The organism is Pseudomonas sp. B14(2022) (assembly GCF_012030485.1).
GTDB lineage: Bacteria > Pseudomonadota > Gammaproteobacteria > Pseudomonadales > Pseudomonadaceae > Aquipseudomonas.
Map to the genome: position 1 here is coordinate 136,127 of NZ_JAAUVM010000010.1, position 18,475 is coordinate 154,601.

The 18,475-nt window shown below is 59.4% G+C and carries 17 protein-coding genes, 1 tRNA gene and 2 pseudogenes; 7 read left to right on the top strand and 13 right to left on the bottom strand.

Annotated features, from left to right (window positions below; genetic code table 11):
* Positions 1-24: 24 nt before the first annotated feature.
* The gene (locus HCF10_RS16800; RefSeq protein ID WP_167655997.1) at positions 25-1,029 is read left to right on the top strand and encodes an AraC family transcriptional regulator; all 1,005 of its coding nucleotides are present in this window, start codon (positions 25-27) and stop codon (positions 1,027-1,029) included.
* Positions 1,030-1,156: 127 nt separating this feature from the next.
* On the opposite strand, the gene HCF10_RS16805 is transcribed toward HCF10_RS16800, so the two are convergent.
* Both HCF10_RS16805 and HCF10_RS16810 read right to left on the bottom strand, forming a co-directional pair.
* Positions 1,157-1,522 carry a response regulator gene (locus tag HCF10_RS16805; RefSeq protein WP_131697004.1) on the bottom strand — a complete coding sequence of 122 codons (366 nt, stop codon included), beginning with the start codon at positions 1,520-1,522 and terminating at the stop codon, positions 1,157-1,159.
* Positions 1,523-1,560: 38 nt separating this feature from the next.
* The gene (locus HCF10_RS16810; protein ID WP_167655998.1) at positions 1,561-2,247 is read right to left on the bottom strand and encodes a Crp/Fnr family transcriptional regulator; all 687 of its coding nucleotides are present in this window, start codon (positions 2,245-2,247) and stop codon (positions 1,561-1,563) included.
* Positions 2,248-2,330: 83 nt separating this feature from the next.
* Between HCF10_RS16810 and HCF10_RS16815 the strand changes: the two genes are divergently transcribed.
* Positions 2,331-2,858 carry an Mpo1 family 2-hydroxy fatty acid dioxygenase gene (locus tag HCF10_RS16815; protein WP_167655999.1) on the top strand — a complete coding sequence of 176 codons (528 nt, stop codon included), beginning with the start codon at positions 2,331-2,333 and terminating at the stop codon, positions 2,856-2,858.
* Between the two features lie 126 nt (positions 2,859-2,984).
* Here the strand turns inward: HCF10_RS16815 and HCF10_RS16820 are convergent, their stop codons facing one another.
* The 3 genes from HCF10_RS16820 to cysT are packed head-to-tail and all read right to left on the bottom strand — an operon-like array spanning position 2,985 to position 5,673.
* On the bottom strand, positions 2,985-3,965 hold the full coding sequence (locus HCF10_RS16820; protein ID WP_131697007.1) for a sulfate/molybdate ABC transporter ATP-binding protein: 981 nt from the start codon (positions 3,963-3,965) through the stop codon (positions 2,985-2,987).
* 3 nt (positions 3,966-3,968) lie between these two features.
* The gene (gene cysW / locus HCF10_RS16825) at positions 3,969-4,841 is read right to left on the bottom strand and encodes a sulfate ABC transporter permease subunit CysW (RefSeq protein WP_131697008.1); all 873 of its coding nucleotides are present in this window, start codon (positions 4,839-4,841) and stop codon (positions 3,969-3,971) included.
* Positions 4,842-4,854: 13 nt separating this feature from the next.
* Positions 4,855-5,673, bottom strand: a complete 819-nt coding sequence (gene cysT / locus HCF10_RS16830) for a sulfate ABC transporter permease subunit CysT (RefSeq protein WP_064450147.1) — start codon at positions 5,671-5,673, stop codon at positions 4,855-4,857.
* 42 nt (positions 5,674-5,715) lie between these two features.
* Here cysT and HCF10_RS31795 point away from each other — a divergent pair.
* Positions 5,716-5,802 (top strand): annotated as a pseudogene (locus HCF10_RS31795) (outer membrane lipoprotein carrier protein LolA); the annotation flags it as partial.
* Positions 5,803-5,813: 11 nt separating this feature from the next.
* Here HCF10_RS31795 and HCF10_RS16835 read toward each other — a convergent pair.
* The 3 genes from HCF10_RS16835 to dibA form a co-directional block, all read right to left on the bottom strand.
* Positions 5,814-6,824 (bottom strand): sulfate ABC transporter substrate-binding protein, encoded by a 1,011-nt coding sequence (locus HCF10_RS16835; protein WP_131697009.1) that lies wholly within the window; start codon positions 6,822-6,824, stop codon positions 5,814-5,816.
* A 65-nt stretch (positions 6,825-6,889) separates the two neighbouring features.
* On the bottom strand, positions 6,890-7,072 hold the full coding sequence (gene oscA / locus HCF10_RS16840) for a sulfur starvation response protein OscA (protein WP_003170956.1): 183 nt from the start codon (positions 7,070-7,072) through the stop codon (positions 6,890-6,892).
* A 240-nt stretch (positions 7,073-7,312) separates the two neighbouring features.
* Positions 7,313-9,226, bottom strand: a complete 1,914-nt coding sequence (gene dibA, locus HCF10_RS16845) for a phosphodiesterase DibA (RefSeq protein ID WP_167656000.1) — start codon at positions 9,224-9,226, stop codon at positions 7,313-7,315.
* 166 nt (positions 9,227-9,392) lie between these two features.
* Between dibA and desA the strand changes: the two genes are divergently transcribed.
* Both desA and HCF10_RS16855 read left to right on the top strand, forming a co-directional pair.
* A complete protein-coding gene (desA, locus tag HCF10_RS16850) occupies positions 9,393-10,577 on the top strand; it encodes a delta-9 fatty acid desaturase DesA (protein ID WP_131697011.1) in 1,185 nt (394 codons plus the stop codon).
* Positions 10,578-10,765: 188 nt separating this feature from the next.
* Positions 10,766-11,767 carry a sensor domain-containing diguanylate cyclase gene (locus HCF10_RS16855; RefSeq protein WP_131697012.1) on the top strand — a complete coding sequence of 334 codons (1,002 nt, stop codon included), beginning with the start codon at positions 10,766-10,768 and terminating at the stop codon, positions 11,765-11,767.
* A 106-nt stretch (positions 11,768-11,873) separates the two neighbouring features.
* On the opposite strand, the gene gabT is transcribed toward HCF10_RS16855, so the two are convergent.
* Entirely contained in the window at positions 11,874-13,151 is a 1,278-nt protein-coding gene (gene gabT / locus HCF10_RS16860; RefSeq protein ID WP_131697013.1) for a 4-aminobutyrate--2-oxoglutarate transaminase, read from the bottom strand.
* A gap of 181 nt (positions 13,152-13,332) precedes the next feature.
* On the bottom strand, positions 13,333-14,775 hold the full coding sequence (gabD, locus tag HCF10_RS16865) for an NADP-dependent succinate-semialdehyde dehydrogenase (RefSeq protein WP_027607874.1): 1,443 nt from the start codon (positions 14,773-14,775) through the stop codon (positions 13,333-13,335).
* Between the two features lie 370 nt (positions 14,776-15,145).
* On the opposite strand from gabD, the gene HCF10_RS16870 reads away from it, so the two are divergent.
* Positions 15,146-15,222, top strand: a tRNA-Arg gene (locus HCF10_RS16870).
* Positions 15,223-16,130: 908 nt separating this feature from the next.
* Positions 16,131-16,220: pseudogene (locus HCF10_RS16875) on the top strand (IS5/IS1182 family transposase); the annotation flags it as partial.
* 16 nt (positions 16,221-16,236) lie between these two features.
* Here HCF10_RS16875 and HCF10_RS16880 read toward each other — a convergent pair.
* The 3 genes from HCF10_RS16880 to HCF10_RS16890 all read right to left on the bottom strand — a co-directional run bounded on the left by HCF10_RS16880 (position 16,237) and on the right by HCF10_RS16890 (position 18,404).
* Positions 16,237-16,785: a hypothetical protein gene (locus tag HCF10_RS16880; protein WP_337782127.1), complete on the bottom strand. Its 549-nt coding sequence runs from the start codon at positions 16,783-16,785 to the stop codon at positions 16,237-16,239.
* 853 nt (positions 16,786-17,638) lie between these two features.
* Positions 17,639-18,091, bottom strand: coding sequence for a hypothetical protein (locus HCF10_RS16885; protein WP_167656001.1), 453 nt, complete (start codon positions 18,089-18,091; stop codon positions 17,639-17,641).
* A 1-nt stretch (position 18,092) separates the two neighbouring features.
* A complete protein-coding gene (locus HCF10_RS16890; RefSeq protein ID WP_167656002.1) occupies positions 18,093-18,404 on the bottom strand; it encodes a hypothetical protein in 312 nt (103 codons plus the stop codon).
* Between the last annotated feature and the right edge of the window lie 71 nt (positions 18,405-18,475).

An 18,475-nucleotide genomic window follows, 5' to 3' on the forward strand; every position in this document is an offset into this window, starting at 1 on the left:
TGTTGACCGCAAGCGCCAATCGCCATGACCGAACCGACTTCCCTCGCCAGCTGGACCCGCGCCCTGCGCAAGCAGCTCGATGCCCTCGGTCTCGACAGCGCCGCGCTATGCGCCCAGGCCGGGCTCGATCCGCAGCAGATGGACGACCCCAACGCGCGCTACCCGCTGTCGGCCACCACGCGTTTGTGGGAACTGGCGGTGCAGGCCAGCGGCGATCCGGCCATCGGGTTGCGGGTGTCGCGGTTTGTCAGCCCGACCACCTTTCATGCGCTGGGTTATGCGCTGGTGGCGAGTGGCAGCCTGCGCGAGGTGTTCGAGCGCATCGTGCGGTATCACCAGGTAGTCAGCGATGCCCTGACCCTGGAGCTCAGCGGCGATGGCGAGCGCTACCGCTTTCGCCTGCTGCAACCGCCGGGCAGCCCGGCGCCGGCGCTGGAAGCCATCGATGCGTTTGCCGCGATCTATGTGCGCACGTGCCGCAACCGCCTGGGCCGCGACTACGCGCCGTTGGCGGTGTACCTGCGGCGCCCGCAACCTGCCGACCCCAAGCCCTGGCACGCGGTGTTCCGCGCACCGGTGTTTTTCGGCGCCGAAGAAGACCGCCTCGAATTTGCCGCCCGCGATTTCGACAGCCACCTGGACGACGCCAACCCGGAACTGGCCGAACACAACGAAACCGTGCTCAAACGCACTCTGGCCCAACTGCAACCGCTGACCTGGGAACGCAAGGTGCGCGCGGCCATCGAGGCGCAACTGCCCGATGGCGAACCGAGTGCCGAGCGGATTGCCCAGGCGCTGCACTTGAGTTTGCGCAGTTTGCAGCGGCATCTGGCGGATGAGGGGTGTCGGTTTGATGCGCTGCTCAATGAGTGCCGGGAGAATCTGGCGTTGTTGCATCTGCGTGATCCACAGTGCTCGTTGGCGGAGATCAGTCACCTGTTGGGGTTTGCTGATACCAGCAGCTTTAACCGGGCGTTCAAGCGCTGGACGGGGATGACGCCGGGGCAGTTTCGGGATGGGTTGCGGTAGGGGGATTTGTGGGGAGGCTGAAGGCCTCATCGGGAGCAAGCCCCCTCCCACATTTGAAATGCGTTCTCCTGTGGGAGGGGGCTTGCTCCCGATGGCAATCTTTCAGGCACTACAGTGACGGGATCAATCAGCGACCCCGATCCCGCCGCAACAGTTTCTTCACCCGCATCACCAACCCCTTGGCCTCAAACGGCTTGAGCAGGTAATCATCCTCATGCAGCTCCAAGCCACGCAGGCGATCCTCAATCCCGCCCGGCGTGGTCAGGAACAACACCGGCGTTTCGCCCTTCTGCCGGATCGCCTGCTGCAGCTTCCAGGCATTCAGGCCAGGCAGCATCACATCCAGGATCACCAGGTCGTACTCAGCGCTTTCGACAAAGCGCTGCGCCGCCATGCCGTTGGCCGCAACTTCCACGGTGTAACCGGCCTCGTTCAAGCCCTGGGCCATCCGCTGCGCCTCTTCGGATTCATGTTCCACTAACAGGACACGCATAACACACCTCGATTGATCAGGTTTGCAGGCTAACACCCTCAGGTGTGCGCCGCCTCTCGTAGCCGCTGTGCATCGAGGATTTCGATCTCGCCGTAGCCCAGGCGCACGATGCCCTGGGTTTGCAGGTCCTTGAGCAAGGCATTGGTGGTCTGGCGCGACAGGCTCAGCATCGCCGCCAGGTCTTCCTGGGGCAGTTGCAGCACGCGCTTTGACGGTTCCATGTCGCCGTAACCCTCAACGATCATCAACAGTCGATGGGCCAGGCGAACCGAGGCGGGCATCAGGCTGAGCTGTTCGAGGCCGATAAAACTCAGGCGCAGCTTCTGGCTCATCAGCAACGCCAGGTCGCGCCAGTACCGAGGGGATTCATCAAGAATCTTCAACAGCGCCTGCTGCGGCACCTGCACCAGCGTGCACGGCCCCGTGGCGCAGGCGTCATGGGTGCGCGGCAAACCGTCGAACAGGCAGATCTCGCCGAACCAGTAGGGCGCCCCCACCAGGCTCAACAGCGCTTCCTTGCCGTGCTCATTCACCGCACTGACACGCAGGGTGCCGTCGAGCACCGCATACAAGCCACAGGGCGGGTCGCCGCGCTTGAACAGGTACTGTCCCGCCGTCAGCTGCCGCAGCCGCGCATGGGCCAGCAGACTATGCTGGAACGGTACGGGCAGGTGACTGAACCAGTGACCGACGGCCAACCGGGAGTGCCATTGCGTCGCATCCATGAGAACTCCGAAGATTGTCGCCCAGCTGACAGTTAGTCCCAGGCTGACAGGGCATGATCAAACATCCTACAGGAGGAACAACAATGAAAAGCCTCGTCGATCATCTCAGTCAATACGCCGCCTACCACCGCGACCCGCGCAATATCGCCAGCCACTTCATTGGCATCCCGATGATTGTGGTCGCGGTGGCCGTGCTGCTGTCACGCCCCGAATGGGCGGTGGGCGGGCTGTGGCTTTCCCCGGCGGTGATCGTCGCGCTGTTTTCGGCGTGGTTTTACCTGCGGCTTGAACTGGCCCTGGGGGTGCTGATGACGGTGTTGATGGGCTTGTCGGTATGGGCCGGGCATGCGTTGGCGGCGCAGAGCACGATGGTGTGGCTCAGCAGCGGCGTCGGCCTGTTTGTGGTGGGTTGGGTGATTCAGTTTGTCGGGCATTACTACGAAGGCAAGAAGCCCGCGTTTGTGGATGACGTATCGGGGCTGATTGTGGGGCCGTTGTTTGTGGTGGCGGAGGTGGCGTTTTTGCTGGGGTTTCGCCAGGGCCTCAAGCAACAGATTGAGAAGCGCTCGGGACCGGTGGTTCGCCGCGATCTGAAGCCGAGACAGGTCTGAATGTGGGAGGGGGCTTGCTCCCGATTGCAGTGGGTCAGCAGCAGATAAGCTGGCTGAAACACCGCTATCGGGAGCAAGCCCCCTCCCACCTTGAACCTGTTTCACATTGGGATTTCTGTTTGGGGCTCAGGCTTTCTGCCAGACCTTGGGTTTGAAGAACAAGGTCTCGCCGCGAGCCAAACCGGTCAGGCTGTCGTGGTCTTTCACCACTTCGGCTTCGATCAGGTCTGTCTGGCCTTCGACCTTCAAGGTTACCCGCGTGGTCGCGCCCAATGGACGAATATCACGCACTTCAGCCGCGTGGTGGTCTTCCAGCTCATGCCGCGACAGCGACACTTCGTGGGGGCGGAACAGCACGTGCTTGTCTTCACCCAGGTGCAGGCGGTTGGAGTCGCCGAGGAAGTGGTAGACGAAATCGCTGGCCGGGTTTTCGTAGACGTCGCCCGGTGAGCCGATCTGCTCGATCACGCCTTTGTTCATCACCACGATGCGGTCGGCGACTTCCATGGCCTCTTCCTGGTCGTGGGTCACGAACACCGACGTCAGGTTGATGTCTTCGTGCAGGCGCGCCAGCCAGCGGCGCAGTTCTTTACGCACCTTGGCGTCGAGGGCGCCGAAAGGTTCGTCCAGCAGCAGCACTTTCGGCTCCACCGCCAGGGCGCGGGCCAGGGCGATACGCTGGCGCTGGCCACCGGAGAGTTGTTCCGGGTAACGGTCGGCCAGCCAGTCCAGTTGCACCATGTTCAGCAGTTCGTGAACCTTGGCCGCAATCTGGCTTTCGCTCGGGCGCTGTTTTTTCGGTTTCATGCGCAGGCCGAAGGCGACGTTGTCGAACACGGTCATGTGGCGAAACAGCGCGTAGTGCTGGAACACAAAACCGACGTTGCGATCGCGCACGTCGTGGCCGGAGACGTCTTCACCGTGGAACACGATGCTACCGTCATCCGGGGTTTCCAGGCCGGCGATGATGCGCAGCAAGGTGGTCTTGCCGCAGCCGGAAGGCCCAAGCAAGGCCACCAGCTCGCCACTCTGGATATCCAGGTTGATGCTGTCCAGGGCCTTGAAGGCGTTGAAGTTCTTGCTGACATTACGGACTTCGATCGACATGACTTATTCCTCAGCCGCAGCGGCGCGCAGGCGATTAATACGGTTCTCGCTCCACTGCTTGAGCAGCAGGATGAAGAGCGCCAGGATCAGCAGCAGACTCGCCACCGCAAAGGCGGCAACGTGGTTGTATTCGTTGTAGAGAATCTCGACGTGCAGCGGCAAGGTGTTGGTCACGCCGCGAATGTGGCCGGACACCACCGACACCGCGCCGAACTCACCCATGGCCCGTGCGGTACACAGCACCACGCCGTAGATCAGGCCCCATTTGATGTTCGGCACGGTGACATGCCAGAACATCTGCCAGCCATTGGCTCCGAGCAGGCGCGCGGCCTCTTCTTCCTGGGTGCCCTGCTCCTGCATCAGCGGGATCAGTTCACGGGCGACGAATGGCACGGTCACGAAGATGGTCGCCAGCACGATGCCCGGCAGGGCGAACACGATCTGGATGTCGTGCTCCTGCAGCCATGGGCCGAACAAGCCCTGGGCGCCGAACATCAGCACGTAGACCAGGCCTGCGATCACCGGGGAGACCGAGAACGGCAGGTCGATCAGCGTCACCAGGATGCTCTTGCCACGGAACGAGTACTTGCTCACGCACCAGGCGGCGCTGACGCCGAACACCAGGTTGAGTGGCACCGAAATCAGCACGGCGATCACCGTGAGTTTCAGTGCGGACAACGCGTCCGGTTCAAGGATCGCGGTGAAAAACGTACCGAGGCCGTTCTTCAAGCCCTGAGACACCACGATAAACAGCGGCAGCAGCAGGAACAGGAAGAACACCAGCCACCCCAGGCTGATCAGAATGCGCCGGGAAACAGCGCTGCCACGGCGGGCTGCGTTGGCCGAGGATGCCGCGGAAATAGACGATTGGGACATGTTCCGCGCCTCCTTATGGACGTTCGATGCGCCGCTGCAACAAGTTGATCAGCAGCAGCAGGACAAAGGAAACCACCAGCATCAGCACGCCAATGGAGGTGGCGCCGCGGTAGTCGTACTGGTCGAGCTTGACCATGATCAGCAGCGGCAGAATCTCGGTTTTCATCGGCATGTTGCCGGCGATGAAAATCACCGAGCCGTACTCACCGACGCCACGGGCAAACGCCAGGGCGAAACCGGTCAGCCAGGCGGGTAGCAGCGCGGGGACGAGGATGTAGCGGAACACCTGCAACGGCTTGGCGCCCAGGCAGGCGGCGGCTTCTTCGATTTCCCGGGGGATATCGGCGAGTACCGGCTGCACCGTGCGCACAACGAACGGCAGGGTTACGAAGGTCAGCGCCAGGGTGATGCCCAATGGGCTGTAGGCGATCTTGAAGCCCAGGTCAGCGGCGAACTGGCCCACCAGGCCGGTCGGCGTGTACAGCGCCGTCAGGGCAATACCGGCCACGGCGGTGGGCAGCGCGAACGGCAGGTCGATCATCGCATCGATGATCTTGCGGCCGGGGAAGGTGTAGCGCACCAGCACCCAGGCCAGCAGCGTGCCGATCACGCCATTGATCAGGGCGGCGTACAGCGCGGTGCTGAAGCTCAGTTTCAACGCCGCCAGCACACGGGGTGCGGAGATGATGGCCCAAAACTGATCCCAGGTGAGTTGAGCGGCGTGTACAAACATCGCCGCCAGCGGGATGAGTACGATCAGGCTGAGGTACACCACGGTGTAGCCCAGCGTCAGCCCGAAGCCGGGTATGACGGGGGAAATACGACGCGACATAAGAGTCCTTGGTTAAAGGTAGAAACCACTGTAGGAGCGAGCTTGCTCGCGAAGATCGTCAACGATGACGCGGGCATTCTGAATGAACGCGGTGCCCTTGAGTTCTTCGCGAGCAAGCTCGCTCCTACAGGTACTTTGGCTTACTGCGCCGTGTAGATCTGGTCGAACACGCCACCGTCGTTAAAGAATTTCGGTTGGGCAGTTTTCCAGCCGCCGAAGTCTTTGTCGATAGTCACCAGGTCCAGTTTCGGGAACTGTTGGGCGTATTTGGCGGCGACTTTTTCATCGCGTGGGCGGTAGAAGTTCTTCGCCGCAATCTCCTGGCCAGCCGGGCTGTACAGGTGCTTGAGGTATTCAGTGGCGATCTCGGTGTTGCCCTTTTTCTCGGCGTTCTTGTCGACCACGGCCACCGGCGGCTCCGCAAGGATCGACAGGGACGGTACGACGATGTCGAACTTGTCGGCGCCGCCGTCTTCTTTCAGGGCCAGGAAGGCTTCGTTTTCCCAGGCCAGCAACACGTCGCCCTGACCGTTGTTGACGAAGGTAATGGTCGAACCGCGCGCGCCGGTGTCGAGGATCGGCACGTGCTTGAACAGCTCTTTCACGTATTCCTGGGCCTTGGCTTCGCTGCCACCGGATTTCAGGCCGTAGGCCCAGGCGGCAAGGAAGTTCCAGCGCGCGCCGCCGGAGGTTTTCGGGTTAGGTGTGATCACCGACACGTCTTTCTTGATCAGGTCGCCCCAATCCTTGATGCCTTTAGGGTTGCCCTTGCGCACCAGGAACACGATGGTCGAGGTGTATGGGGTGCTGGCGTCCGGCAGGCGGGTCTGCCAGTTCTCCGGCAGGGTCTTGCCCAGCTTGGCGATTTCGTCGATGTCACCGGCCAGGGCCAGGGTCACCACGTCGGCGCGCAGGCCGTCGATCACTGCCCGGCCTTGCTTGCCCGAACCACCGTGGGATTGCTGGATCTTGACGTTGTCGCCGGGGTGAGACTGTTTCCAGAAGTTGGTGAACTCAGCGTTGTAGTCCTGGTACAGCTCACGGGTAGGATCGTACGAAACGTTGAGCAACTCGTAGTCCTTGGCAACCGCGGAACCGGCAAACACGGCACTGGCCAGGGCGGCCAGGGCATAACGGCGAATCGACGACATAGAAGCTCCTGAAATTCTGGGGTGTTGGCTTTTTCTTATAGTTGCGGGTCTATCGCCGTTCTTGCTTAGCTCGGTTTGTTACCCGGGTTCTGCAAACGGAATTTTTCCTTGCGTTCGATCTGTACCACTTGGGCGTTGTGCACAGTGATTTCCACCGCGCCAAACCGCAGATCGCGCAAGGCGCTCTGGATCTCACGCAAAATGGCTGCTTCGTCCTGGCCGTCGACGCTACGTAGAGATGCGCTCATGGTCTCGCTCCTGAAATGAATAGTGCCTCGCAGTGGCGGCACTGCTTGCGGCGTAGGGCGATAGTAGATAAGCGCGGATATTCTTAAAAAGACTATTTGAGAATGTTTATATAACCAAAAAGAATTTTCTGGTAAGGCATGGGGTTGCGAGAGAGTTTTGTGTCTGAGCGGAGAAATTAGGCCTTGTGAATATCCAAATGTGGGAGGGGGCACAAGCCCCCTCCCACATTTGAATGCATTTCAAGTCTGAATGGCGGGTGCGCGGTCCCAGTCAATTTCCAGCGCCGGCATCGGCCGTCCAAACCAGTACCCCTGGCCCATATCGCAGTTCTGCTCCAACAAGAACCGCGCCTGCTCCACCTGTTCGATCCCCTCGGCATGCACCTGCATGCCCATGCTTTTCGCCAGGGCGATCACCACCCGCACGATGGCGGCATCGTCTTCGTCCCACGGTAGCCCGGCGACGAAGCCCTGGTCGATCTTGAGCTTCTGCACCGGCAGGCGCTTGAGGCGCAGCAAGGAGGAATAGCCGGTGCCGAAGTCATCAATGGCCAGGCGCAAGCCCAGTTCGCGCAAGCGGTGCAGCTGTTCCAGGGCCACTTCAGGGTCATCCATCACTGCGCTTTCGGTGACTTCAAGCTCAAGGAAAGCCGGGTCCAGGCCGGTGTCGTGCAGCACCTGAGCGACCTGATCGTAAAGTTCGCGTCGGGCAAACAGGCGGCTCGACACATTGATGGCGATAAAGCTCAACGGCAAACCGTCGGCCAGCCATTGGCACATCTGTCGGCAGGCCTGGTCCATCACCCACCCATCGATATCGGCAATCAGCCCGGTGCGTTCGGCGATGGGGATGAAATCGCCCGGCGGCACCAGGCCACGCTCGGGGTGTTGCCAGCGCACCAGCGCTTCGACGCCGATCAGGCGGCTGGTGTGCAAATCGTGCACAGGCTGGTAGTAGACGCGCAGTTCCTGCCGTTCGAGGGCGCGGCGCAGCTCGCTGGCGATTTCCACCCGGTTCTGCGCGTGGGCGGTGAGTTCTTCGGTGTACAAGGCGTAGCCTTCGCGGCCCACGCTTTTGGCCTTGAAGAGTGCAGAATCGGCGTTGCGCAGCAACTGCTCGGCGCTCAGGGCGTCATTGGGGAACAGGCTGATGCCGATGCTGGCGCTGATAAACAGTTGATGGCCGTCAAAGATGAACGGCTGTTTCATCTCATCCAGCATGCGCTGCGCCAACGCCGCCGCCTGCACCACCTGTGAGCAATTTTCCGCGAGCACCGCGAACTCATCCCCGCCCAGGCGCGCCAGGGTGACGCCGGGGCCGAACAACACCTTGAGCCGCTCGCCCAGCAGCTTGAGCAACTGGTCGCCCACGTTATGGCCAAGGCTGTCGTTGATGATCTTGAAGTGGTCCAGGTCCAGCAACAGCAGGGCGCAACCGCGTTTGTGCAGTTGCGCCGAGGCCAGCGCCTGCTCGGCGCGGTCGGTGAACAGCAGGCGGTTGGGCAGGTCGGTCAGCGGGTCGTGGTGAGCCAGGTGGGCCAACTCGTGCTCGGAATCCTTGATGGCGCTGATGTCGGAAAACACCGCAACGTAATGGCTGAGATGACCCAGGTCATCGTGAATCACGCGAATGGTTTGCCACTGTGGATAAATCTCACCGCTTTTGCGCCGATTCCAGATTTCACCGCTCCATTCACCGGTGTGTTCCAGGGTCTGGAACATCTGTTGATAGAAATTCGACGAATGGCGACCGGACTTGAACAGGCTCGGCTGCTGGCCCATGACGTCTTCGCGCTGGTAGCCGGTGATTTCCATGAAGGCCCGGTTTACATGCACGATCAGGCCCTTGGCGTCGGTAACCAACACCCCTTCGCGGGTGCAATCGAACACGGCAGCAGCCTGGCGCAGGCGCTCGCGGTTCTCTTTCAACGGTTGCCGCTGCTGGTGGGCCTGGGCAGATCGGGCACAAATCAGGTAGATCAGCAGGGCGCTGAGCGCTACCCACACATAGCCGCGCACCTGCAACCAATGGCTCAGCTCGGTCGGATTATCGAGAAACTCGATCAATACCCGTTGAGTAACGCCTATCCAGGCGCTTGAAGCCAGCAGATATACCAGCCCCGCACTCAGGGCACCTCGGTATGAAAACAGCATATGCCTAGTAATCCTTACTAAAAGCCAAGAATCATCCTACAAAGAATGGGGATTATAGGATATGTAACATCTGGTAAGTCTTATCTGAAAGGGCCGCTGGTTTTCTCTGTAGGCTTAGTGATAATGCGTGAGCTGTTCTTTTCTTTATCTGAGGGCCATACAGCCTATGTGGTACAACGGTTTTCTTGACTTGTCGGCCTGGCAACTGGTGGCAGTCACTCTGTTGATGACCCACGTGACCATCGTTGGGGTCACGGTCTATCTGCACCGCTATTCAGCCCATCGCTCCCTGGAGCTCAATGCCGGCCTGAAACACTTCTTCCGCTTCTGGCTGTGGCTGACCACGGCGCAGAACACCCGCGAGTGGACCGCCATCCACCGCAAGCACCACGCCAAATGCGAGACCGTCGACGACCCGCACAGCCCGGTAATCAAGGGCCTGTCCACCGTATTGCGCAAAGGCGCCGAGCTGTACCGCGCCGAGGCCGAAAACCCCGAGACCCTGCGCATTTACGGCAAGAACTGCCCGGACGACTGGATCGAGCGCAAGATCTACACCCCTTACCCGCTGCTGGGTGTGGCGATCATGGGCGTAATCGACCTGCTGCTGTTCGGCACCATCGGCATCACGATCTGGGCAATCCAGATGATGTGGATTCCGTTCTGGGCCGCCGGTGTGATCAATGGCCTGGGCCATGCCGTCGGCTATCGCAACTTCGAATGCCGTGACGCCGCCACCAACCTGGTGCCGTGGGGCATCATCGTCGGCGGCGAAGAGCTGCACAACAATCACCACACCTACCCCAACTCGGCCAAGCTGTCGGTGAAGAAGTGGGAGTTCGACCTGGGTTGGGCATGGATCAAAGTGTTCAGCTTCCTGCGCCTGGCCAAGGTGCAGCGTGTGGCACCGATTGCCCACCGCGTGGAAGGCAAGGGCCACCTGGACATGGACACCGCCATGGCGATCCTCAACAACCGCTTCCAGATCATGGCCCAGTACCGCAAGTTGGTGATTGGCCCGCTGGTCAAGCAGGAGCTGGAGAAGGTCGATCACTCGGTGCGCCACCAGTTCCACCGCGCCAAACGCCTGCTGTCGCGGGAAACCAGCCTGCTGGATGACCGCCACCACCTGCGTATCCAGAGCATGCTGGAACACAGCCAGGCGCTGAAAGTGATCTACGAAAAACGCCTGGCGCTGCAGCAGATCTGGCTCAAGACCAGCTCCAACGGCCACGATATGCTGGCGGCCATCAAGGAATGGGTACACGAGGCCGAAGCCAGCGGCATCCAGTCCCTGCGGGATTTTGCCCACCAATTGAAGACCTATTCGCTGCGACCTGCATCTGTATGACAACATGGCGGGAGGGCCTTCCCTCCCGTCCATCAGCTTTTTGGCGCCATTTCTCGGACACCGTCAATCGATACTATTGACGGAACTTCACTGCAATTCGCCTCTCTCAATGAACACTTCGCCATCATGGTGACCCCTTGTAGTGACCGCTGCTTGATCTTGCGGCGCGCCCAGAGAGAGTTGTGCCGATGGTTCTCGAAAAGCCCTTCACCACCGACAGCCCTACCGCTGACCCTCCGCGTCCGGCTGCGGCAGCAACCCTGCTGGCACTGGTACATGCCCAGGGCGAAGTCGAACGACTGAGCGAACGCGAACAATTACTGAGTTCGCTGCTGGTCAGTGTGAATGCCGTGCTCTGGGCCATCGATTGGCAAACCCGCCGCGTGCTCTACGTAAGCCCGGCATACGAACGGATTTTTGGACGTTCCGCCGGCCTGTTGCTGGCCGACCACCGCGAATGGCGCAACAGCATTCACCCCGAAGACCTCGATTACGCCGAACACAGCCTGGCGCGCGTGCTGGAGCAGGGTGCCGTGGAGGATCGCGAGTACCGCATCATCACCGCCGACGGGCAGATCCGCTGGCTGAGCGACAAGTGCTACATCAACCAGCAGGTCGAACCTGGCGAGCCGGTGATCGTGGTCGGCATGGCCGAAGACATCACTGAAAAAAAACAGTTGGAACTGGAGCTGCACCGTCTCGCCACCACCGACGTGCTGACCCAAAGCAGCAACCGCCGACACTTCTTCGAATGCGCCAACCAGGCCTTCGACAGCGCCTGCGCCCAAGGCGCGCCGCTGGCCTTCCTGCTGTTGGACATCGATGACTTCAAGGACGTCAACGACACCTACGGCCATCTGGAGGGCGACCAGGTGCTGCGGCGTATCGCCGAGAGCGGTCGCGGGGTACTGCGCCGTGGCGATCTGTTCGGGCGCATTGGCGGCGAAGAGTTCGCCGCCGTCCTGCCGGGTTGCGCGCCGGAGATGGCGTTGCAGGTGGCTGAACGCCTGGGCAAAGAGATCCAGGAGTTGAGCTTCAGCTATGAAGGCCAGGCGTTCAGCGTGACCATCAGCCAGGGCCTGGCCAGCCTGACCGAGGAGGACTCCACCCTGGACAGCCTGTTCGCCCGCGCCGATGCCGCCATGTATGAGGCCAAGCGCCTGGGCAAGAATCGCGTGATCGCAGGCTGAATGCCGATCACCGTGGGAGGAGCGGTGCGACGAGGTCTGAAGGTGCTGCAAGCGCACAAAAAAACCCGCCGAAGCGGGTTTTTCTATCGATCAGGCCAACTTCCGCTTACAGCTCGGAGAAGCACTCTTCGATGATCGCCAAGCCTTTGTCCAACTGCTCGTCCGGCGAGGTCAGCGGCACCAGTACGCGCAACACGTTGCCGTAGGTGCCGCAGGACAGCAGGATCAAGCCCTTGTCACGCGCCTTGGCCACTACAGCGGCAACGGCCGCAGCGTTTGGCTTGTGGCTGTCGCCGTCTTCAAACAACTCAACCGCGATCATCGCGCCCAGGGCACGCACGTCACCGATCACCGGGTACTTGGCTTGAATCGCCTTGAGGCCAGTCACCAGGCGCTCGCCGACAGCCTTGCAGCGGTCCAGCAGGTGCTCTTCTTCGAACACTTCCATCACTGCCAGCGCAGCGGCGCAAGCGATCGGGCTACCGGCGTAGGTGCCGCCCAGGCCACCTGGGGCAATGGCGTCCATGTATTCGGCCTTGCCGCACACACCGGCCAGCGGGAAGCCGCCTGCGATGGATTTGGCGAAGGTGGTCAGGTCGGCGGCAACGCCCATCTGTTCCATGGCGAAGAAGGTACCGGTACGGCCGGCGCCGGTTTGCACTTCGTCGGCGATCAGCAGGATGCCGTGCTTGTCGCACAGTTCACGCAGGCGCTTCATGAACGGCTTCGGCGCGACGTAGAAACCGCCTTCGCCTTGTACCGGCTCGATGATGATGGCGGCAATATCACGCGGCTCGGCATCGTTCTTGAAGATGCGTTCGATGCTGGCGATGGAGTCGTCGTCGCTGACACCGTGCAGTTCGTTCGGGTACAGCGCGCGGAACACACCGCCTGGCATCAGGCCCATGCCGGCCGAGTAAGGCACGACTTTACCGGTGAGACCCAGGGTCATCATGGTGCGGCCGTGGTAGGCGCCGGTGAACGCGATCACGCCGGCACGGCCAGTCGCGGCACGGGCGATTTTCACGGCGTTTTCAACGGCTTCGGAACCGGTGGTGACCAACAGGGTTTTCTTGGCGAAATCGCCTGGAACCTTGGCGTTCACTTTTTCGCACACTTCGACGTACGGCTCGTAGGCCAGTACCTGGAAGCAGGTGTGGGTCAGCTTGTTCAGCTGTTCGGTCACGGCGGCGATGATTTTCGGATGCACGTGGCCGGTGTTCAGCACGGCGATACCGCCGGCGAAGTCGATGAACTCGCGACCTTCAACGTCGGTCACGGTAGCGTTCTTCGCGGATTCGGCGAAGATCGGGTGAATCTGGCCAACACCGCGCGGTACAGCGGCTTCGCGGCGTTTCATCAGGGAAGCGTTGGTCTTGCTCATAAAGTCCTCATTCGCCACTCATCGGGTGGCGTTGCTCAAGGAATACGTGGCGGGGAGGCAACTACGGCAGCATGCGATGATCGACTGCCACAGCTTTCCCGGCCACTACGAATAACGGTGTGAAACACGCAAAGGGTCAGCGCTCTCGTGCCCTTTGCGTTTACTGCAATCCCTTCCCGGCTTAGATGCCCAGGCAGAGGTATTTGATTTCCAGGTAGTCCTCGATCCCGTACTTGGAGCCTTCACGGCCCAGGCCCGAGGCCTTGATGCCGCCGAACGGCGCCACTTCGTTGGAGATCAACCCGGTGTTGACCCCGACCATGCCGTATTCCAGGGCTTCGGCCACACGGAACACACGGCCCAGATCGCGGGCGTAGAAGTAGGAAGCCAGGCCGAACTCGGTGTCGTTGGACATCGCGATCACTTCGGCTTCGTCTTTAAAGCGGAACAGCGGCGCCAGCGGGCCGAAGGTTTCTTCCTTGGCAACGGCGGCGTTTTTCGGCACGTCGACCAGGATGGTCGGTTCAAAGAAGTTGCCTTCCATGACCTTGCCACCGGCCAACAGCTTGGCGCCTTTGCTCAGGGCGTCGGCGATGTGTTCCTGGACCTTGGCCACGGCTTTTTCGTCGATCAGCGGGCCGGTGGTGGTGCCTTCTTCCAGACCGTTGCCGATCTTCAATTTGGCCACCGCGACTTTCAGTTTTTCCGCAAACGCGTCGTACACCGAATCCTGGATGTACAGGCGGTTGGCGCAGACGCAGGTCTGGCCGTTGTTGCGGTACTTGGAGATGATCGCGCCTTCGACGGCCTTATCCAGGTCCGCGTCGTCGAACACGATGAATGGCGCGTTGCCGCCCAGCTCCAGGGAAACTTTCTTGATGTCCTTGGCGCATTCGGCCATCAACTGGCGACCGATTTCGGTCGAGCCGGTGAAGGACAATTTACGCACGATCGGGTTGCTGGTCAGCTCACCGCCGATGTCGCCAGCGCTGCCGGTGACCACGCTCAGCACGCCTTTCGGGATACCGGCACGGTGCGCCAGCTCAACCAGGGCCAGGGCCGAGAACGGGGTTTGCGAAGCAGGCTTGATCACCATGGTGCAACCGGCGGCCAGGGCCGGGCCGGCTTTACGGGTGATCATCGCGGCCGGGAAGTTCCACGGGGTGATGGCGGCGGTCACGCCGATAGGCTGCTTGATCACGATCAGGCGCTTGTCGGGCTGGTGGCCGGGAATCACGTCGCCATAGATGCGCTTGGCTTCTTCGGCGAACCACTCGATAAAGGACGCGGCATAGACGATTTCACCCTTGGCCTCAGCCAATGGCTTGCCTTGTTCCAGGGTCATCAGGCGACCGAGGTCGTCCTGGTTTTCGATCAGCAGCTCGAACCAACGGCGCAGCTTGTTGGCGCGCTCCTTGGCGGTCAGCGCACGCCAGGCCGGCAGCGCCTTGTCGGCAGCTTCGATGGCACGGCGGGTTTCCGCGGCGCCCATCTTTGGCACGGTGCCGATAATCTCGCCCGTGGCAGGGTTATTGACCTTGATGGTCTGACCGTTGTCCGCATCCACCCAAGCGCCATCGATAAAGGCCTGCTGGCGGAACAACTGGGAATCTTTGAGCTGCATGTCGGCTTTCCTTAACAGCACCGCGCGCACGCGGAGCGAATTAGAGTTGTTGAAAGGCGCCTTGTGGGCTGCCGTCAGGGAAATCAGCCCCCGCGCGCGCGATCAACGAATAGCGCACGAGAGACAGAGCGTTTGAAATCTCAAACGAATCCTAGGATCAATGGGGGTACAGGGCAATAGTCTGTTCGAAAAAAAGAACGAAAACGGCGCATTTGCCGGAACTTTCAGATCAGCGTGATTTGAGCGCGTTCCGCCGCATTGACCAACGGCGCCCGGCGCAGGGCCTTCCAGCGGCAAATTCCTACTGGGAAACGGCCAAAGACCGGCATGGACGCCCAAGGTCGACATGGGTATGATGTCGCCCGCACAAGCATCCGTAGCTCAGCTGGATAGAGTACTGCCCTCCGAAGGCAGGGGTCGTGGGTTCGAATCCCGCCGGGTGCACCAGATACAGATGAAAAAGCCCCAGGTCGAAAGGCCTGGGGCTTTTTTGTGGACGCTGTTAATGCGTTAACCCAGAGAGATAATCGCACCGGGACTGTGAGATTAACGGTGTGGACAACCCGTCGCGAGCATTCGGCTTGAACTATCCGAAGTTTCCGGATAGCTCCCCCTAGCTGACCCAGCCTCACAGACATAAGGTGCCCACATCTATCGCTAACAGTTCCGCCACCAGCGTTAGGTTGAGCCAGACGACTAAGTTCTCGTAATGTGCGCAAATACTCTGCTCTTCGCCCAATAGCGAAAATGAGGAGCTGGGCGGTGTAAATAAATCTGTCCCCAATTCTGCTCTCGACAAGGAAGCAAGAGCATCTGCTCATGACAAGGCGCTCAAGGCATACATTACGGTCATTGCTTCCAGTGACACCGCTGCCGAATCCGAAGCAAACACAGCCCTGCAATCAATCCTTGGCGATTCGGACAGTGCGGCCAAGCATTGGACGCGACACATAAAGAGCTCCTGACAGCGGTCCTGTACAAGCGAGCGGAGCAGCTAAGAAGTAACGCCGATGAACTGGTGAGGGCTGCCAAACGGTATCAGAAGGTCATTCAAGCTCTGGGCATTCCCATCTGCTTGCAAAGCATTCAAATCCCCTTACCTCCTACCCATCAGCAAGACCGTATTAAATACGTCGGTGTTCACACAATCAGTCCAGGCGCAACGAAACCGACAGTTGAGGAATTGCTTGCGGCCTGATTCAACAGACCAACAACGTGGAACACTTGGAACACCGTTTTTTGAGGGGTATTGGTTTTTAACCTCCATCACCCCGCCTCATTCGGCTCCGTCAGCTAGGTTTTGTACGAAAGGTCGGTATGGTTAGAATCGCCGCCATGATTGACTGGAGGCCCGCATGGCAAAGCGTTACGAACTCTCCGATGCATCTTGGGAATTGATCAAGGATCTGGTTTCTCCCGAGCAGAGGATGGGTCGACGTCGAACACGCCTTAACGCGCTGCTTACAGCCGATCAGACTCTTCCTCCGACACCAAATACTCAACAAAATCCAAGTAGGAACCCCATACTTCAGGTGCTGTCATCAATGCTTCTTTACCAATCCGATTAACATCAATCGCATCACACCAGAGCACCTGCCCCAATTGGGAGTTACAGTCCATCACGATTAGACCTTCGGCAGGCTCCCCCAACACAAGATAATTTGATAAAAGTTGGCCACTGCTTCTCAAGCGCTTCGTTTCACCAAGAACATTAGTTGGAGATTCCCAACCGATCTGGTGCAGCGGTAAAACGTAAATACCACTTCCGTCAAAAAACTCCCCCACCAATTTGAAGCTACTGGGAAGTGATACTTTCAACTCATGCTCCAGCTTTTCAATAAAATCCGGGGCCACTGCGCGAATACCATTCAACGACTCAAATCGACTCTTTACCATCTCTAAGCTTGACATACCAACCTCACTGTTTTTTACACGCCACTGCCAATATTCTCTAGGTTTTGTACGAAAAGTATTGCCGTATACAACGTAGGCAGCAGCGGGGTTTGCCACGCACATGCCAGACCGAATCTACTACATCTGTCCTCACACAAATCACTCCTGACGCAACCTTGCCGACTGTTGAGGAGCGGCTCTCGGACTGAATCAACAGACTATCAACGTGGAACACCTTTTGCCGCTGGAACACCTGGAACACCGTTTTTTGAGGGGTATCGGTTTTTAACCCCCATCACCCCATCGCATTGGGCGCCTTCAGCGAGCAGCAGAGGGTTCGCCACACGCATTCCTACCCTATCCCAGACGCAAAGGCAGCAGCCTGGGTGTTGGCGCCGGCGCCGAATTGACCCAGGTGCCGAGATATCACTGATCCGGGCAGACTCCTCGCGAACCACTACTTTTACTGGATTTGTGTTGACTTGAGGGTGGGTTCATCCCACGTCAGCACGTGGGTCAATTGAGCGTTGGCGTTAATAGACCTGCTGCCCGGCTTCAATGCAGCCCCCACCAATTGGCACCGGCAGAACAGCAAAAACTGGCGCCCCCCCTTGCCCCGCTGGTATGTGTGGCCAACGGCGTGTGGTACTGAGCGAAGGCGGGTCGAAACGGCATATGCTGTTGGTACTGGCCTTAAAGCGTCGGGTCTCGCGGTTGGTCTGTCGCCTGACGAGCGAAGCCCCCCCCCCTTCGCCGCGACTGCGAACGGTTGCTCGACCGGCTGGACCCGCGCAATCATCTGCCAATCAGCATCTAACTAATCGAGCACAGGACCCGCGACTAGCCTATTGCAATGAGGCGGCGCGGATCACTTGAGCAGTCCGCTACTCGATCAAGTGGACCGAAGTTCCAGATGCTAGCGCACGTGCGTCGGCTGCGTGTTTCAGGATCCAATCATCAGTCATCACGTTTACTTGACCAACACTTTATCGATTTCCTGAACCAGGGACCTTGGTGCGGGCGTATCGGCGTACTCCTGAGCCATCTGCATTGGGTCGACCATTGGCGTGGTTACCCCGTCGAAGGAGAAACCGCCGACCACATAACGTGCGAAGGTAGGCGACGCCGGGTCTTCGTCGACCTGCCAATACCCGTCATACCGTGTCGCCAGGTACTCGCCGATGTAATAACCGATACGGGTAATGAACCATACACGGTTGGCCTCACTGATCACTGCACTTCGAAAACCGCTGTCCAATTGGGCCAAAAATTTACCGGGAGTGTTAAGGACCTCGTGAGGTCGTTCAAACCCAAGGCTGGTGCAGAATTCATGGAGCACCGGCAAGCGCTCGGACTTGAATGCTGCAAAGCCAGCCTTGCGACGCGCCAGCAATTGCTCGTCTGCCCCTTCAAAATTATTCATACTATTTTTCATCATAGTTAAAGCTTGTTTTAACCTGGCCACCACGGCGATAGGACATAACAAAAGAACGCCAGCACTCACCGCGTTCCTTGGCATTTTTATTGAGCTGCTTGGCAAGCTTATACAGGGCCGTATCATCGAAATCAGTTCTGGCATCAGTGACCTCAATGCCCTCTCTCTCGACGGCCAACCCTGTATCGATGAAGCAGTCTCCCACTTCTACGTCATAACAAAAATAATCATAACCCTCGACAATACCGGCATCGATGATTGAAAAAATCTTTTTAACGACTTCGATATCTTCAGTAATCATGGGACTCTAACCCTAGCACTAACAATAGTATCAACTTTATATCCGGAACTCTGATCACAGCAGTTTTCACA